The organism is Pseudomonas sp. Z18(2022) (assembly GCF_036346535.1).
Classification (GTDB): Bacteria; Pseudomonadota; Gammaproteobacteria; order Pseudomonadales; family Pseudomonadaceae; genus Aquipseudomonas; species Aquipseudomonas yamanorum_A.
Genome location: NZ_JAOTOA010000035.1, coordinates 1 through 15871, shown reverse-complemented (window position 1 = coordinate 15871; position 15871 = coordinate 1). Strand labels below are relative to the sequence as shown.

At 60.2% G+C, this 15871-nt stretch carries 15 protein-coding genes; 9 read left to right on the top strand and 6 right to left on the bottom strand.

What is annotated here, in order from left to right; genetic code table 11:
* Positions 1 to 96 precede the first annotated feature (96 nt).
* Genes V3W39_RS32110 through V3W39_RS32090 form a run of 5 tightly spaced genes read left to right on the top strand, consistent with a single transcriptional unit; the run spans position 97 to position 4201 of the window.
* On the top strand, positions 97 to 903 hold the full coding sequence (locus tag V3W39_RS32110; RefSeq protein ID WP_177047839.1) for an alkaline phosphatase family protein: 807 nt from the start codon (positions 97 to 99) through the stop codon (positions 901 to 903).
* Positions 900 to 1745 (top strand): ABC transporter permease, encoded by an 846-nt coding sequence (locus V3W39_RS32105; RefSeq protein ID WP_003219748.1) that lies wholly within the window; start codon positions 900 to 902, stop codon positions 1743 to 1745. Before V3W39_RS32110 ends, V3W39_RS32105 begins: the two co-directional genes overlap by 4 nt.
* The gene (locus V3W39_RS32100) at positions 1732 to 2532 is read left to right on the top strand and encodes an ABC transporter permease (RefSeq protein WP_003219747.1); all 801 of its coding nucleotides are present in this window, start codon (positions 1732 to 1734) and stop codon (positions 2530 to 2532) included. The genes V3W39_RS32105 and V3W39_RS32100 overlap by 14 nt, the downstream gene beginning before the upstream one ends.
* Positions 2529 to 3518 carry an ABC transporter ATP-binding protein gene (locus V3W39_RS32095; RefSeq protein WP_003219745.1) on the top strand — a complete coding sequence of 330 codons (990 nt, stop codon included), beginning with the start codon at positions 2529 to 2531 and terminating at the stop codon, positions 3516 to 3518. Before V3W39_RS32100 ends, V3W39_RS32095 begins: the two co-directional genes overlap by 4 nt.
* Positions 3519 to 3547: 29 nt before the next feature.
* Positions 3548 to 4201, top strand: a complete 654-nt coding sequence (locus V3W39_RS32090; RefSeq protein ID WP_177134692.1) for an HAD family hydrolase — start codon at positions 3548 to 3550, stop codon at positions 4199 to 4201.
* A gap of 278 nt (positions 4202 to 4479) precedes the next feature.
* Here V3W39_RS32090 and V3W39_RS32085 read toward each other — a convergent pair whose 3' ends face one another.
* Positions 4480 to 4614: a hypothetical protein gene (locus V3W39_RS32085; RefSeq protein WP_330214073.1), complete on the bottom strand. Its 135-nt coding sequence runs from the start codon at positions 4612 to 4614 to the stop codon at positions 4480 to 4482.
* 454 nt (positions 4615 to 5068) lie between these two features.
* Complete coding sequence (locus tag V3W39_RS32080) at positions 5069 to 6031, bottom strand: zinc-binding dehydrogenase (protein ID WP_177079403.1); 963 nt, start codon at positions 6029 to 6031, stop codon at positions 5069 to 5071.
* 138 nt (positions 6032 to 6169) lie between these two features.
* Here V3W39_RS32080 and V3W39_RS32075 point away from each other — a divergent pair, with 138 nt between their 5' ends.
* A complete protein-coding gene (locus V3W39_RS32075; protein ID WP_177047419.1) occupies positions 6170 to 8251 on the top strand; it encodes a carboxy terminal-processing peptidase in 2082 nt (693 codons plus the stop codon).
* Between the two features lie 112 nt (positions 8252 to 8363).
* The gene (locus tag V3W39_RS32070) at positions 8364 to 10136 is read left to right on the top strand and encodes a bifunctional diguanylate cyclase/phosphodiesterase (RefSeq protein WP_177047417.1); all 1773 of its coding nucleotides are present in this window, start codon (positions 8364 to 8366) and stop codon (positions 10134 to 10136) included.
* Positions 10137 to 10145: 9 nt separating this feature from the next.
* On the opposite strand, the gene V3W39_RS32065 is transcribed toward V3W39_RS32070, so the two are convergent.
* The 4 genes from V3W39_RS32065 to V3W39_RS32050 form a co-directional block, all read right to left on the bottom strand.
* A complete protein-coding gene (locus tag V3W39_RS32065) occupies positions 10146 to 10517 on the bottom strand; it encodes a hypothetical protein (RefSeq protein WP_010166435.1) in 372 nt (123 codons plus the stop codon).
* The gene (locus V3W39_RS32060; RefSeq protein ID WP_177047415.1) at positions 10514 to 10852 is read right to left on the bottom strand and encodes a helix-turn-helix domain-containing protein; all 339 of its coding nucleotides are present in this window, start codon (positions 10850 to 10852) and stop codon (positions 10514 to 10516) included. The genes V3W39_RS32065 and V3W39_RS32060 overlap by 4 nt, the downstream gene beginning before the upstream one ends.
* A gap of 97 nt (positions 10853 to 10949) precedes the next feature.
* Entirely contained in the window at positions 10950 to 11405 is a 456-nt protein-coding gene (locus V3W39_RS32055; protein WP_177121610.1) for a YkvA family protein, read from the bottom strand.
* 321 nt (positions 11406 to 11726) lie between these two features.
* The gene (locus V3W39_RS32050) at positions 11727 to 12458 is read right to left on the bottom strand and encodes an FKBP-type peptidyl-prolyl cis-trans isomerase (protein ID WP_177047414.1); all 732 of its coding nucleotides are present in this window, start codon (positions 12456 to 12458) and stop codon (positions 11727 to 11729) included.
* Positions 12459 to 12704: 246 nt separating this feature from the next.
* On the opposite strand from V3W39_RS32050, the gene V3W39_RS32045 reads away from it, so the two are divergent.
* Together V3W39_RS32045 and V3W39_RS32040 are read left to right on the top strand one after the other, a co-directional pair.
* A complete protein-coding gene (locus V3W39_RS32045) occupies positions 12705 to 14516 on the top strand; it encodes a di-heme-cytochrome C peroxidase (RefSeq protein ID WP_177079402.1) in 1812 nt (603 codons plus the stop codon).
* A 30-nt stretch (positions 14517 to 14546) separates the two neighbouring features.
* Positions 14547 to 15677, top strand: coding sequence for a catalase family protein (locus V3W39_RS32040; protein ID WP_330214072.1), 1131 nt, complete (start codon positions 14547 to 14549; stop codon positions 15675 to 15677).
* The last annotated feature ends 194 nt before the right edge of the window (positions 15678 to 15871 follow it).

Genomic DNA, 15871 nt, shown 5'->3' with positions numbered 1-15871 from the left:
ACACACCGCTATCGCAGGCAAGCCAGCTCCCACATTTGAGCGGTGTTCCAACCGAAAAACCGAGTCAAGCCTATTTGTTGCGGAGCCCCAGCCCCTATGAAGCACAACGTCATCCTTGTCGTGCTCGACGGCCTGAATTACGAGGTTGCCCGACACGCCATGGGGCACTTGCAGGCCTATGTCGGCGCAGGACGCGCAGCACTCTACAAACTGGAATGTGAACTGCCGGCCCTGTCCCGGCCCCTGTACGAATGCATCCTCACCGGCGTCCCGCCGATTCAGAGCGGCATCGTCCACAACAACGTCTCGCGCCTGTCCAACCAGCGCAGCATTTTCCATTACGCCACCGACGCCGGTTTATCCACAGCGGCGGCGGCTTATCACTGGGTCAGCGAGTTGTATAACCGCAGCCCTTTCATCGCCGCCCGTGACCGTCATACCAATGACCCGGCGCTGGCGATCCAGCACGGGCATTTCTACTGGAGTGACCATTACCCGGACTCACACCTGTTTGCCGACGCCGAAAGCCTGCGCCTAAAACACGCGCCGAATTTCCTGGTGGTGCACCCGATGAACATCGACGATGCCGGCCACAAGCACGGCCTCGACACCCCGCAATACCGCAACAGCGCACGCTCGGCCGACATCATCCTTGCCGACTACCTGCAAGGCTGGCTCGACGCCGGCTATCAGGTGCTGGTGACCGCCGACCACGGCATGAACAACGACCGCTCCCACAACGGCCTGCTGCCGGAAGAACGGGAAGTGCCGCTGTTTGTGCTGGGCAACGCTTTCAGCCTCGATGCCCACGCCACGCCCAAACAAACCGAGCTGTGCGGCACCGTCTGCGAGCTGCTGGGTGTGCCCCACGACAAACCTGTATGCCGGGAGCTGTTGAAGTGAATTCCGTGATCCGCGGCAAATGGCTGGCTGCCTTGTGCCTGGTGCCTTTCGCCATTTTTTTTATCGTGTTCGAGATCGCTCCGCTGGTGTGGGTGATGATCAGCAGCGTTCAGTCGGAAGAGTTCGGCTGGGGCCTGGCCAACTTCAGCAAGATCTTCAGTTCGAAGTTCTATATGCAGGCGATCCAGTACAGCCTGGAGATCAGTTTCTACTCCAGCGTGTTCGGGATCATCATCGCCGTGCTGGGCAGTTACTCGCTGCGCCGGGTTGACGGCCCGCTACGCAACTTCGTGACCGCCTTCGCCAACATGACCAGCAACTTTGCCGGCGTGCCCCTGGCCTTCGCCTTCATCATCCTGCTGGGGTTCAACGGCAGCATTACCATCATGCTCAAGCAGGCCGGGATCATTCAGGACTTCAACCTGTACTCCAAGACCGGGTTGATCATCCTTTATACCTACTTCCAGATTCCCCTCGGTGTGCTGCTGCTCTACCCGGCATTCGACGCGCTGCGCGAAGACTGGCGCGAGTCTGCTTCATTGCTCGGCGCGGATGGCTGGCAATACTGGCGGCATATCGGTTTGCCGGTGCTGACCCCGGCGCTGCTGGGCACGTTCGTGATCCTGCTGGCCAACGCCCTCGGCGCCTACGCCACGGTGTACGCGCTGACCACCGGCAACTTCAACGTGCTGCCGATCCGCATCGCGGCGATGGTCTCCGGCGATATTTCCCTGGACCCGAACATGGCCAGCGCCCTGGCCGTGGTGCTGGTGGCGCTGATGACCGTGGTGACCGTGGTCCATCAACTGCTGCTCAAGAGGAGCTACCATGTCTCGCGCTGAACCTGGCTCGGCCGCCCTCTACCACCGGGTAGTGGTGTACCTGTTGTTTGCGATCCTGGTACTGCCTTTGCTCGGCACCCTGGTCTACTCCATCGCCAGCAGTTGGTCGGCGACCATCCTGCCTTCCGGCTTTACCTTCAAGTGGTACATCCAGCTGTGGAGTGACCCGCGCTTCCTGAATGCCTTTGGCCAGTCATTGCTGGTGTGCGTGGGTGCGTTGATTTTGTCGGTGGTGCTGATCCTGCCGCTGCTGTTTGTGGTGCATTACCACTTCCCCAAACTCGATGCGCTGATGAACATCCTGATCCTGCTGCCCTTCGCGGTGCCGCCGGTGGTGTCGTCGGTGGGGCTGTTGCAGCTCTACGGGTCGGGGCCGTTTGCGATGGTGGGTACGCCGTGGATCCTGATCGGTTGCTACTTCACCGTGGCGTTGCCATTCATGTACCGGGCGATCACCAACAACCTGCAAGCGATCAACCTGCGGGACCTGATGGACGCTGCCCAACTGCTCGGCGCCAGCACCTTCCAGGCCGCATTCCTGGTGGTGCTGCCCAACCTGCGCAAGGGCCTGATGGTGGCGTTGCTGCTGTCGTTCTCGTTCCTGTTCGGCGAGTTCGTGTTCGCCAACATCCTGGTGGGCACCCGCTACGAGACCCTGCAGGTGTACCTCAACAATATGCGTAACAGCAGCGGCCACTTCACCAGTGCCCTGGTGATCTCCTATTTCTTCTTTGTGCTGGTGCTGACCTGGGCCGCCAACATCTTGAACAAGGACAAAAGCCAATGAGCTTCGTCAGCGTCCAACACCTGCAAAAAGGCTACGCCGGCACGCCGGTCTTCAGCGACATCAACTGCGAAATCGCCAAGGGCGAATTCGTCACCCTGCTCGGTCCGTCCGGCTGCGGCAAGTCCACGCTGCTGCGCTGCATCGCCGGCCTGACCTCGGTAGACAGCGGGAAAATCCTGCTGGATGGCCAGGACATCGTCCCGCTCAGCCCGCAGAAACGCCATATCGGCATGGTGTTCCAGAGCTACGCGCTGTTCCCCAACATGACCGTGGAACAGAACGTCGCCTTTGGCCTGCGCATGCAGAAGGTCAATGCCGACGACAGCCACAAGCGCGTACAGGAAGTGCTGCAACTGGTGGAGTTGAAAGAACTTGCCGGGCGTTACCCGCACCAGATGTCCGGCGGCCAGTGCCAGCGCGTGGCCCTCGCCCGCTCCCTGGTCACCCGCCCGCGCCTGCTGTTGCTGGATGAGCCTTTGTCGGCCCTCGATGCACGGATTCGCAAACACCTGCGCGAACAGATTCGCCAGATCCAGCGTGAGCTGGGCTTGACCACCATCTTCGTGACCCATGACCAGGAAGAAGCCCTGACCATGTCCGATCGGATCTTCCTGATGAACCAGGGCAAGATCGTGCAGAGTGGCGATGCCGAGACCCTCTACACCGCGCCGGTGGATGTGTTCGCCGCAGGCTTCATTGGCAACTACAACCTGCTGGACGCCGACAAGGCCAGCAAACTGTTGCAGCGCCCGATCACCGGGCGCATCGCCATTCGCCCGGAAGCCATCGAGCTCAGCCGCAGCGGCGAGCTGGATGCGTTGGTGCGCAGCCACAGCCTGCTGGGCAACGTGATTCGCTACCGCATCGAAGCGCGCGGGGTGGAATTGGTTGTGGATGTGCTTAATCGCTCGGCGGACGATCTGCACCCGGATGGCCAGCGATTGGCACTTTCCATCGACCCAAGTGCGTTGTGTGAAGTAGCCTGACGCACGATTTATTTGAGAGAGCGTGACAGATGGCTTTGGTAATTTTTGATCTGGACGACACCCTGATCCACGGCGACTGCGCCACCCTGTGGAGCGAGCAGATGGGCCGCCTGGGCTGGGTGGATGGCGAGTCGTTCATGCGCAGGAACGACGAACTGATGGCGGCCTATAGCCGTGGGGAGCTGGCCATGGAAGACTTCATGGACTTCAGCCTGGAGCCGATGATCGGCCGCACGCCGGAAGAGATCGAGCATCTTGTAGAGCCCTGGGTGGAAGACGTTATCGAGCCGCTGATCTACAGCGAAGCCACCCGCACCATTGCACAGCACCGCAAGAATGGTGACCGGATTTTGGTGATCTCGGCGTCGGGCACGCACCTGGTCAAGCCGATTGCGGCGCGTATCGGCATTGATGAAGTGCTGGGGATCGAGCTGGACGTCGCCCATGGGGTGTACAGCGGCAAGACCACCGGTGTACTGACGTACCGCGAAGGCAAGATCACTCGCCTGATGGAATGGCTGGAGCAGGAAGGTGAGCACCTTGATGGCGCGTACTTCTACTCGGATTCGCGCAATGATTTGCCACTGTTGCTGAAGGTTGCGAACCCGCAGGTGGTGAACCCGGACCCGGTGTTGCGGGCGCATGCTGAGAAGGCTGGGTGGCCGATTCATCATTGGGTCTGACGTTTCGCGCGGTTTTGAGGTGAGTACATATCCGTTATTTAGGTAACGGCGGCTTATGGTTTCGCTCTTACAGCGAGTCACTTTGCAAAAGCGGCAAAGTAACCAAAACGCTCTGCCCCGCCTGTCGGCACCTCGCCTAGGCTCGGTGTCCCCTCACTCCGGCATTGCTCCGCGGGCCGCCGCGACGGGGCGTCCCTGCCCCGTCGCGGCTAAACCGGCGTCCTGCCGGTTTACCCGCTCCTCAATCCCTGCGTTCGGCCTCGGGCTGAATGGGGCAGTCAGATCAAAAGCAAGATCAAGATCAAGATCAACAGCACGGCGGCCTGAAAGCCGACCTGAGTGTGGTGAAGCAAAGGCAAAAGCTGCTTTTCTGTAGGAGCTGGCTTGCCGGCGATGCGGACAACTCGGTACATCAGATACACCGAGGTGATGCCATCGCCGGCAAGCCAGCTCCTACAGGGGATTGTGCTCGCTTTAGATTTTGATCTGGCCTTTGCCTTTGCTTCACCACACTCAAGCCGGCCTGTAGGCCGCTGTGCTGTTGATCTGCTTTTGATCTTGATCTTAGGCGCCCCGTTAAACCACGCTGGCCGAACGCAGGTAGTACGGAGCGGGTAAACCGGCAGGACGCCGGTTTAGCCGCGACGGGGCAGGGATGCCCCGTCGCGGCGGCCCGCGTAGTAATACCGGAGCTGAGGGCACACCGAGCCTTAGCGAGGTGCCGAGTGGTGGGGCAAGAGCGTTTTGCTTACTTTTGCGCTTTTCAAAAGTGAGCCGCTGTAAGAGCGGAACCAATATCAAAATTCACCCAAAAAACGGCTATGCCCCCCGCCCCAGCTCAGCCCCAACACATAGACTCATCTGAGATCAGACCAGGCTTTCGTCGATCACCAACACCAGCTTCCCGGAAATCTGATTGGTCGCCAGTTCCGCAAACGCGGCCTCGGCATCCTTGATCGGAAAGGTCCTGGCCAGTTGCGGGCTCAAGCGGCCTTCGGCAAACAGCGGCCATACGTGCTGGCTCAAGTCACTGAACAGGTCCGCCTTGAACTGGTCATCCCGGCTGCGCAGGGTCGAACCCAACACTTGCACACGCTTGGCCAACACCTGCGCCAGGTCGAGCTGTGCCTCACGGCCGCCCATCAAGCCAATCAACACCCAACGGCCATCACGGGCCGCCAGCTTGAGATTCAGCGCAGCGTAATTGCCGCCCACCGGATCGAGGATCACATCGAACGGGCCAAAATCACTCAGGCCCTCGATACCGTCGGTACGTACCACACCGCCCTGGGCCCCCAGCGCTTCACAGTAAGCCAGGCGATCCGCCGAGCCGACGCTGACCCAGCATGGGCTGCCAAACGCCTTGCACAGCTGGATCGCCGCCGAGCCCACGCCACTGGCGCCGGCATGCAGCAACACCTTCTCGCCGGGCTTGAGGCCGGCCAACTGGAACAGGTTCAGCCATGCGGTGCTGTACACCTCAGGCAATCCGGCGGCTTCGGCCAGGGACACGCCTTCCGGCACCGGCAACACGTGACGGGCATCCACCACCACTTCTTCGGCCATCCCGCCGCCAGCCAGCAAGGCGCAAACCCGATCACCTACCTGCCACGACGAACCGGCGCCGACTTCGCTGATCACCCCGGAACACTCCAGGCCCAGCACCTGGCTGGCACCGGGAGGCGGCGGATAGAGCCCCGAACGCTGTAATAAATCGGCCCGATTCAGGCCCGCAGCCGCCACACGAATGCGTACTTGGCCTACATCGCATGTAGGACTCGGCTCTTCTTGCCACTCCACATGACCTTCAACGCCTTGCAATGCTTTCACAGTGCCTCCATAGTGAGTCTGGACTGAGCCCGTTGCTGTAGCGCCGGGCTTTTTGCATTATGCGACCGGCCCATATGGAACCGGCGACTTCAAAGACGGCCTAATATGCGTTATCAATTGCCCCCGCGTCGAATCAGCATGAAGCATTTGTTCCCCAGCACCGCCCTCGCTCTTTTTATTGGTATCGGCCTTTTGCCGCTATCGAGCAATACGTTCGCAGCCAACAGCTGGGACAACCTTCAGCCTGATCGCGATGAGGTGATTGCGAGCCTTAACGTCGTTGAGTTGCTCAAGCGCCATCATTACAGCAAGCCGCCGCTGGACGACGCTCGCTCGGTGATCATTTACGACAGCTACCTCAAGCTGTTGGATCCCTCGCGCAGCTATTTCCTGGCCAGCGACATCACCGAATTCGACAAGTGGAAGACGCAGTTTGACGACTTCCTCAAGAGCGGCGACCTGCAGCCCGGCTTCACCATCTACAAGCGCTACCTGGACCGCGTCAAGGCGCGTCTGGACTTCGCCATTGGTGAGCTGAACAAGGGCGTCGACAAGTTCGATTTCACCAAGAAAGAGACCTTGCTGGTGGACCGCAAGGACGCTCCTTGGCTGACCACCGAAGCCGAACTGGACGACCTGTGGCGCAAGCGCGTGAAGGATGAAGTCCTGCGCCTGAAGATCGCCGGCAAAGAGCCGAAGGCCATTCAGGAGCTGTTGACCAAGCGCTACAAGAATCAGCTGGCACGTCTGGACCAGACCCGTGCCGAAGATATCTTCCAGGCCTACATCAACACCTTCGCGATGTCCTACGACCCGCACACTAATTATCTGTCGCCAGATAACGCAGAAAATTTCGATATCAACATGAGTCTGTCGCTGGAAGGCATCGGTGCCGTCCTGCAAAGCGATAACGACCAGGTGAAAATCGTGCGTCTGGTGCCGGCAGGCCCGGCCGACAAGACCAAGCAGGTCGCTCCGGCCGACAAGATCATCGGTGTGGCTCAGGCCGACAAAGAGATGGTCGACGTGGTCGGCTGGCGCCTGGACGAAGTGGTCAAGCTGATCCGCGGGCCGAAAGGCAGCGTGGTGCGCCTGGAAGTGATTCCGCACACCAACGCACCGAACGACCAGACCAGCAAGATCGTGTCCATCACCCGTGAAGCGGTGAAGCTCGAAGACCAGGCCGTCCAGAAGCAGATCCTCAACCTCAAGCAGGATGGCAAGGACTACAAGCTGGGCGTGATTGTGATCCCGGCGTTCTACCTGGACTTCAAGGCGTTCCGCGCTGGCGATCCGGACTACAAGAGCACCACTCGCGACGTCAAGAAAATCCTGACCGAGCTGCAGAAGGAAAAAGTCGACGGCGTGGTCATCGACCTGCGCAACAACGGCGGCGGTTCCCTGCAGGAAGCCACCGAGCTGACCAGTCTGTTTATCGACAAGGGTCCGACCGTGCTGGTGCGTAACGCTGACGGCCGTGTAGACGTGCTGGAAGACGAGAACCCGGGTGCCTTCTACAAAGGGCCGATGGCGTTGCTGGTCAACCGCCTCTCCGCATCCGCTTCGGAGATTTTTGCCGGCGCGATGCAGGACTACCACCGTGCGCTGATCATCGGCGGCCAGACCTTCGGCAAAGGCACCGTGCAGACCATCCAGCCGCTGAACCATGGCGAGCTGAAACTGACCCTGGCCAAGTTCTACCGGGTTTCCGGGCAGAGCACCCAGCATCAGGGCGTACTGCCGGATATCGATTTCCCGTCGATCATCGACACCAAGGAAATCGGCGAGAGCGCCCTGCCCGAGGCAATGCCGTGGGACACCATCCGTCCTGCGATCAAGCCGGCGGTAGACCCGTTCAAGCCCTACGTGGCCCAGCTGAAAACGGATCACGAAACCCGCTCCGCCAAGGATGCCGAGTTCATCTTCATCCGCGACAAACTGGCCCTGGCCAAGAAGTTGATGGAAGAGAAAACCGTCAGCCTGAACGAAGCCGACCGTCGTGCGCAGCACACCGACATCGAGAATCAGCAACTGGTACTGGAGAACGCCCGTCGCAAGGCCAAAGGCGAAGCTCCCCTCAAGGAACTGAAGAAAGAAGACGAAGACGCGATCGCTGCCGAGCCTGATAAAACCAAGCCGGAAGATGATGCCTACCTGAGCGAGACCGGGCGCATCCTGCTGGACTACTTGAAAATCAGCAAGACGGTAGCGAAGCAGTAAATGATGGCAATTTAATGTGAACGCTCCTCGGAGTGTCATCAAATAGACATCATTCTGTCGTGAAATGAAGGACCTGCCAAAGCAGGTCCTTTTTTTTCGACTCGAGAAAATCATGACCATGACCGAACAGCTGAATGCATTGGGCTCAATCCTGGCTCAAGGCAGTTTGCACAGCCTGTTCCAACCGATCATTTCTCTGTCTGAACGACGCGTCGTCGGTTACGAGGCCCTGAGTCGCGGCCCGTCCAACAGCCCGTTGCACTCCCCTATCGCGCTGTTCTCGGTGGCCCGTCACGCCGGGCGACTCAGCGAGCTGGAGATGCTTTGCCGGGAAAGTGCCTGCCGGCGTTTCAGCGACCAGAAACTGCCGGGCAAGCTGTTTCTCAACGTCTCGCCTGATTCCCTGCTGGAAACCGCGCACCAGCCGGGCCGCACGTTGCAACTGCTCAGCGACTTCGGCATTCCGCCCAGCCAGGTGGTGATCGAACTGACCGAGCAAACCCCGACCGACGATTTTCAACTGCTGCAAACCGCGCTGCATCACTACCGCGCCATGGGTTTTTCAATTGCCCTGGATGACCTCGGCGCGGGTTATTCCAGCCTGCGCTTGTGGTCGGAGTTGCGTCCGGACTACGTAAAGATCGACCGGCACTTTATCGACGGCATCCACCAGGACGCCCTCAAGCGCGAGTTTGTCGGCTCGATCCTGCAAATCGCCAAGGCCTCCCGGGCACAGGTCATCGCCGAAGGCATCGAGTTGCCTGAAGAGTTGGCGGTACTCACGGAAATGGGTGTCGACCTGGTGCAGGGCTACCTGCTCTGCCGCCCCCAGGAAAACCCGCCGCAGGAGGCACGGTTGATGCTGCCCAAACCCGACAGCGCCAACGTCGCACTGAACGACGAAGGCAGCGACCTCAGCGCCCTGCTCAACGAACATCCAGCCGTGGGCCAACACACCGCCACGGCGCAGGTACTGGAGGCCTTCCGCCGCCAGGCCAATCTCAACTCCCTGGCCGTGCTGGATGAGCGCGGCCATCCGATCGGCATCGTGCACCGGCACTCATTGTCGGACGCGCTGCTCAAGCCGTTCGCCACCGACCTGTTCGCCCGCAAGCCCATCAGCCGCTTGATGAGTGACGACTTCCTCGCGGTGGAGCTGAGCCAGTCCCTGCAGCAAGTCAGCCGCCTGCTTACCAGCCGCGCGCGCCAGCGGATCGAGGAAGATTTCATCATCACCCTCAACGGCGACTACCTGGGACTGGGCCGGGTGATCGATGTGCTCAAGCTGATTACCGAGCTGAAAATCCAGCAGGCGCGTTACGCCAACCCGCTGACCTTATTGCCGGGCAACGTACCGATCCAGCAGTGCCTGACGCGGCTGTTGCAGCAACAGCGAGAGTCGGTGATCTGCTACGTGGATATCGACAGTTTCAAGCCGTTCAACGATATCTACGGCTATGGCCGCGGCGATGAAGTGCTGCTGTGCCTGGCGCAATGCCTGAACGACCGGGTAGACCCCAGCCGCGATTTTGTCGGGCATATCGGCGGTGATGACTTTTTGCTGGTGCTGGGCCCGCAGGATTGGCGCAAGCGGCTCAACCAGTTGCTGGACGACTTCCACACCCAGTGCCGGCGCTTCTATCGCAGCGAGCACCTGGACGCGGGGTGTTTTGTCGCGCTGAACCGCCAGGGCGTGCGCCAGGAGTTTGCGTTGCTGTCGCTGTCCATCGGCGTGGTGCATTTATATCCACAGGCCTGTGGACAACTCGATGCCAGCCAGTTGGCGGAACTGGCCTCCCAAGCCAAGCACCACGCGAAGAACGTGGCGGGCTACAGCATTCATGTGATCGACAGCTTGCAGCTGGAAGAGCCGGAATCCCTGTAACACCAAGCGCTAGGCTTCGGCAGACTCGGGATAATCGTACTCAAACACCCGCACCACTTCCGAGGCGTGCCACGACGCCGCAGCCACGCCATCGGACGGCCCGCAGAAGCGCCCAAGGCGCTCCACACATTCAAAAAAACCGGTGCGGGGCAGGCGGCTCGCACCCTGGCTGATCACCAGGGAACTGCGCAGTGGCTGGTCAGCCTTGGCATCCAGCGCGGCCAGGTGTTCCAGCGCCGCCGTCAGGGTTTGCATGGCCGGCGTGGGAAATTGCAGGCGCTCCAGCAACGCGCGGTAGGTCAGGAGGTGGCGCTGTCGGCGCGCCTGGTCCAGTTCGTTGATTAATCCATCCCAATGTTGACGGCTGATACGTACGCTCACGTTTCGTCCCTCCAACCTGCAACGCCCAATTCCCAAGCCAGGCTGCGGCGGATGGCAGCGTCCGGCTGGCGTTCACCACTTTCGATCAAGCCCAGGTACGACGGGCTGATGCCCACTGTGCGTGCCAATGTCTCGATGGCCAGGCCCTTGGCCTCGCGCAGGCTTCGCAGCTGCTCCAGGGGGCGCAGATCCGGTTCGGCAGCGGTTTGACTGATGGTCGAAGCAGGAGGTGTTGGCTGTTGCGGACCGGCGGCTTTTAACAGCGCCTGATACTGAGCCCATGGCAGAACCGCATATTCGGGTTCGCCATCCTTTGTAATTATCTGAATATCCATGACTGCCCCGTAGGATCACAACACTTACTTCGTAAGTACTTTCCTTAGGAGTGTAATCCTAACAGCCACAAAGAGCGCAGGGGGATATTCGCAAGGTTCAGTTTTTTTGTGGATTTTCCTGCGCAAGCAGTTGGGGGGTCGCAGGAAGGCGCTCAACCACCGCGAGCTTTTCGGGTCGCTGACGCTCACGCCAGGCGCGAAAAGCGCTCAGCTCGCCGTCCAGGGTCTTCATGACCCACGCCAGCACGGCAATGTCGTCCAGCATGCCGAACACCGGGATAAAGTCCGGGATCGCGTCAATCGGGCTCAGGAAGTACATCAGCCCCGCCACCACCGAAATCAGTGCCTTGGGGCTGATGGCCCGGTACTCGCCGCGCCAGTAGGCCAGGCACAAGGCCTGCAGCAGCTTGAGATCATCCGTGAGCTTGCCCAGCCGGTTGCCCTGGCTCGAACCTTTGGCGGCCACCGCGAACAACAGCGTGGGCAAGCGCCCGCGGCCCAGCAGGCGAGCGGCCATGGGCAGGAAGCGGGTGAAATTAAACGGGGCTTTCATCGTCACTCCAGTTCCAGGCGACAGAAAAGGTTATCCACACAAATTGTGGATAACCTTGTGAACAGAGCCTATTTTCCAGGCTGAAAGCCACGTAATACAAGGCCTGCAGTCAGATCGGGCGTTTTTTGCGCACATAAAAAAAACCCAAGAATTCATTGACTTGGCGTTGATCTGCGTCTAGCCACACTCGAGTCTTTTATCAGACTGCTCTAGACCGCGTGGGTTCGGTTGAATGTGGCCTGGATTCAACTGGAAAAGTTATACACAGGCCAGAAACAACAACGCCCCGTCGAGACGGGGCGTTGTGTGTTCAGGCGCTGGTTACTTCTTGGCAGCCGGTGCGTCAGGCGCGTCAGCCTTGGACGGGTCCTTGATGGCCAGCAGTTCCAGGTCGAATACCAGTACGGAATTGGCTGGAATCGCCGGGCTCGGGCTCTGGGCACCGTAGGCCAGGTCGGACGGGATGTACAACTCGACCTTCTCGCCAACGTGCATCAGTTGCAGGCCTTCGACCCAACCTGGAATCACGCCGCTGACCGGCAGGTCAATCGGGCTGCCGCGATCCACGGAGCTGTCAAAGGTCGTGCCGTTGGTGAGCTTGCCGGTGTAGTGAACCGTCACGACGTCGGTAGGCTTGGGCTGGGCACCGTCCGCTTTCTTCACGATCTTGTATTGCAGACCGGAAGCGGTGGTGACAACGCCGTCTTTCTTGGCGTTCTCTTCGAGGAATTTCTTGCCGGCGGCTGCCGACTCTTCGCTCATCTTGGCCATGCGTTCTTCAGCACGCTTCTGCAGTGCGGCAAACGCTTCGACCAGCTCGTCGTCTTTCAGCTTCTGTTCTTTCTTGCCGACAGCATCTTCGATGCCTTGGGCTACCGCTTTGGAGTCCAGGTCATCCATGCCTTCTTGAGCAAGGCTTTTGCCCATGTTCAGGCCGATACCGTAGGAAGCTTTTTGCGCCGGGGTTTTCAGCTCTACGCTGGTTTGCGAATCACAACCCGCAAGTACCAGGCTAACCAGGGCCACCGCCGCCGCCAACCGATGCTGTTTCATGCTATTTCCTTGTTCGTGTGCCAAAAGGGCATTCGAGTAAAGTCGCGAGCTTATCAGGCGGCCACGACCAATGGCTACCGGCATGTGAGCAGGAAACTTCTGATAAGTTCACGTGTTTAAAAGCATTTTCATTCATTCTATGGCTCTGCCACGGAAGGCAGGACCGCTGGAACCACGCTCATGGCCACTTGCCGCACTGCTGGCCTGATGGCATAAGAACGACACAACTCGACAAGGATAGTTATCTTGCGCATTTTTTCCCGTGTTTTGCTGCTGATTTTCATACTGCTGGGCTTGATCCTGGCGGTGGTGCTCTATTTTGTGGTCAACCCGAAGCTGCCGGACTACGTGCCGGTGGAACAGGTGCACTACCAGGATCAATGGAGCGCCGCAGATCGCCAGACGTACTACTTCACGCCCCAGGGCACCCAGGTCAAGGGCCTGCGCTATGACTGGTTCACCGCGCTGGAACTGCCGTTCTCCGAGCAGCGTTTCGCCACGCCCGAATACCTGGCGCGCTTCGGTTTCCTGGTAGACCCCAAACAGGTACCCACTGCACAGAACCCCGGCAACCTGCCGGTGGGTTTCACCCGGCATAAAAACCCTGGCGGCAATGATGAGTTCCTCGACATCACCTGCGCCGCCTGCCACACCGGCCAGTTGAACTTCAAAGGCCAGGGCCTGCGTGTCGACGGCGGCCCGGCGCAACATGTATTGCCCTCCAGCGTACCGACCCTGCGCGGCGGCAGCTTCGGCCAGGCGCTCGTCGCCAGCCTCGCCTCGACCTACTACAACCCATGGAAATTCGAGCGCTTTGCCCGCACCGTCCTGGGCCACGACTACGACGACCGGAACGCCGCGCAACTGCGCCAGGACTTCAAGAAGTCCCTGAACACCTTCCTGAAAGTCGCCTGGAACGATACCCACCGTGGCCTCTACCCCACCGAAGAAGGCCCGGGGCGTACCGACGCCTTTGGCCGCATTGCCAACGCCAGCTTCGGCGACGCCATTTCCCCGGACAACTATCGTATCGCCAATGCACCGGTGGACTACCCGCAACTGTGGGACATCTGGACCTTCGACTGGGTGCAATGGAACGGCTCGGCCCAGCAACCCATGGCCCGCAATATCGGCGAAGCGCTGGGCGTCGGCGCCACGCTGGACTTCTTCGACAACGCCGGCCAGCCGCTCAAGGGCGACGCGCGTTATCCCTCCAGCGTGCGGGTGCGCGACCTGAGCACCCTCGAAGAAACCCTGCAACGCCTCAAGCCGCCAACCTGGCCGGAAGACCTGTTCGGCGCCATCGACAAACCATTGGCCGCCCAAGGCCGTGCACTCTTCGCAGAAAACTGCGCCGGCTGCCACGTGCCGACTGTGTCCCAGGTCGATGGCCGTCCGGTGCGACAACTGAAAATGCTCCCGGTGGAGGTGATCGGCACCGACCCTACTGCCGCCAGCAACATCGCCGACCACCGCTTCGACCTCAGCGCCCTGCAATGGGACCCGGCGGAGTTGGCCAAAATGAACGTCGAACTGCACCCCACGCCCACTGAACCGTTGGACCTGCGCAGCATTTCTTCAGCCAAGGGCCTGGCCTACATCACCGCCTTTGTCGAAGACCACGCCTACCGTGCCGCCGGCGTAACGCCTGCCGAACGCCCACAGCTGGACGGTTTCGGCCTGCCCATCGGCGTGCGCGAACTGCGCGCCTACAAGGCTCGGCCGCTGGCCGGGGTATGGGCGACACCGCCGTTCCTGCACAACGGCTCGGTGCCGACGATCTACCAATTGCTCTCGCCCCAGGACGAGCGCAGCCCGACCTTCTATAAAGGCACCTTCGAATACGACCCGCGTCACCTGGGCTATCAAACCGCGGCGTTCCCCAACGCCTTCCTGTTCGATACGCGCATCACCGGCAACCACAACAGCGGCCACGAATTCCGTGCCGGCCAGCGTGGCAACGGAGTGATTGGCCGAGGCTTGCTGCCCCAGGAACGCTGGGCGCTGCTGGAATATTTGAAAGTGCTGGGCGGCCCGCTGGAACAGCAACTGCCCTGACCCACCGACTTCGCAGAAAAGGATTTTAAAATGCTCGCTCGACTTTGGCTGCGCCTCGGCGCGTTTCTCGGCAAAACCCTGTTGTGGCTGGTGGGCCTGGGACTGCTGGGCTGGTTGTTGTCCACCTTGTGGTTTGCCTGGCAGCACAGCGGCCCGGTGTCGCCGGATGAACAGATCCCGCCCGGGGAAGCCGCCATGACCCAAGGCATCATTCAGACCGCTGTGCGCATCGTCGACCAGCACCGTGAAGGCACACGCTACCTGCGCGATGCCCATGCCAAGGCGCATGGCTGTGTGAAGGCAGAGGTCAGCGTACTGCCGGACCTCGACCCGGCCCTGCGCCAGGGTGTATTTGCCGAGCCGGGCAAGACCTGGCAGGCGATGATGCGGCTGTCCAACGGCAATGCGTATCCGCAGTTCGACAGCATCCGTGATGCACGGGGCATGGCGATCAAATTGCTGGATGTACCGGGCAAGCAGTTGCTGGCGGATCAACAGGCGCGGGGTGAGCAGGATTTTGTGATGTTCAGCCATCCGAACTTTTTTGTCAGTGATGTGGCGGAGTATGCGCAGAACGTTTCGGCCCAGGCTGATGGCAAGAAGGTCATGGCGTTTTTCCCTTCGGTGGATCCGCGCAGTTGGCAGGTGCGGCATCTGCTTATCGCGCTGGCGACGTTGGCGCCGCCGCCGGTGAGTCCTACGCAGACGACTTACTTCTCGGTGTCGCCGTATAAGTTTGGGACGGCGAATGCGAAGTTTCGGGTGGCGCCGGATCCCCAGGGTTGTCCTGCGTATGTGCTGCCCAAGCAGAATCAGGATCTGCCGAACTTTTTGCGCGGTGCGTTGAATCAGCAACTATCGACTGACCGGGTGGCGGCGTGTTTTGTGTTGCAGATTCAGCGGCAGAATCCGCAGAAGTTCATGCCGATCGAGGACACCAGCATTGAATGGAAAGAGAGTGATGCGCCGTTTGAGACGGTGGCCAAGGTGGTGATTCCGGCGCAGGATTTTGATACGCCGGCGTTGAATCTGGCTTGTGATAATCAGTCGTTTAACCCGTGGTTCGGGGTGGAGGCGCATCGGCCGATTGGGGGGATTAATCGGTTGCGTAAGGCGGTGTATGAGGCGGTCAGCGATTATCGGCATAGTCGGAATTTGTAGTGGCGTGGGGTGGGGGGCATATCCGTTATTTGGGTGATGGCTTCGATTGGTTCCGCTCTTACAGCGGCTCACTTTTGAAAAGCGCAAAAGTAAGCAAAACGCTCTTGCCCCACCACTCGGCACCTCGCTTGGGCTCGGTGTGCCCTCAGCTCCGGCATTACTCCGCGGGCCGCCGCGACGGGGCGTCCCTGCCC

What these genes read in the sequence shown, in the direction of transcription:
- V3W39_RS32085 (WP_330214073.1), bottom strand. Translation starts at nt 4,614, where the DNA reads ATGTACCGAGTTGTCCGCATCGCCGGCAAGCCAGCTCCTACAGAAAAG.
- V3W39_RS32090 (WP_177134692.1), top strand. Translation starts at nt 3,548, where the DNA reads ATGGCTTTGGTAATTTTTGATCTGGACGACACCCTGATCCACGGCGAC.
- V3W39_RS32055 (WP_177121610.1), bottom strand. Translation starts at nt 11,405, where the DNA reads ATGAAAGCCCCGTTTAATTTCACCCGCTTCCTGCCCATGGCCGCTCGC.
- V3W39_RS32110 (WP_177047839.1), top strand. Translation starts at nt 97, where the DNA reads ATGAAGCACAACGTCATCCTTGTCGTGCTCGACGGCCTGAATTACGAG.
- V3W39_RS32100 (WP_003219747.1), top strand. Translation starts at nt 1,732, where the DNA reads ATGTCTCGCGCTGAACCTGGCTCGGCCGCCCTCTACCACCGGGTAGTG.
- V3W39_RS32075 (WP_177047419.1), top strand. Translation starts at nt 6,170, where the DNA reads ATGAAGCATTTGTTCCCCAGCACCGCCCTCGCTCTTTTTATTGGTATC.
- V3W39_RS32050 (WP_177047414.1), bottom strand. Translation starts at nt 12,458, where the DNA reads ATGAAACAGCATCGGTTGGCGGCGGCGGTGGCCCTGGTTAGCCTGGTA.
- V3W39_RS32040 (WP_330214072.1), top strand. Translation starts at nt 14,547, where the DNA reads ATGCTCGCTCGACTTTGGCTGCGCCTCGGCGCGTTTCTCGGCAAAACC.
- V3W39_RS32070 (WP_177047417.1), top strand. Translation starts at nt 8,364, where the DNA reads ATGACCATGACCGAACAGCTGAATGCATTGGGCTCAATCCTGGCTCAA.
- V3W39_RS32095 (WP_003219745.1), top strand. Translation starts at nt 2,529, where the DNA reads ATGAGCTTCGTCAGCGTCCAACACCTGCAAAAAGGCTACGCCGGCACG.
- V3W39_RS32060 (WP_177047415.1), bottom strand. Translation starts at nt 10,852, where the DNA reads ATGGATATTCAGATAATTACAAAGGATGGCGAACCCGAATATGCGGTT.